The 287-nt window shown below is 46.3% G+C and carries 1 pseudogene; it reads right to left on the reverse strand.

The annotated features are described in order from the left end of the window. Positions 1-287 (reverse strand): annotated as a pseudogene (locus AB4486_RS25830) (proline/glycine betaine ABC transporter permease ProW); the annotation flags it as partial.

Raw genomic sequence — 287 nt, forward strand, 5'->3', positions numbered from 1 at the left:
GATTTGTTACCGCGATTAAGTACATTCAGTACAAGGGAAACAGGTCCCATGCGATACCAGCGTAATTTTGTATTACCAGCGTTGACACCAAGTACTTGGGTGATGCGGTCTAATAAGATGGCTAAGATAACGATACCTAAGCCACCAACAGCGGCCAGTCCCATATCTAAACGGCCAATACCTCTCAGTACCATTTGACCTAAACCGCCTACCGCAATCATTGATGCGATAACCACCATAGATAGCGACAACATCAGTGTTTGGTTCACGCCCGCCATGATAGTTGG

Origin of the sequence: Vibrio sp. 10N.222.55.C6, assembly GCF_041473395.1 — a bacterium.
Classification (GTDB): Bacteria; Pseudomonadota; Gammaproteobacteria; order Enterobacterales; family Vibrionaceae; genus Vibrio; species Vibrio crassostreae_C.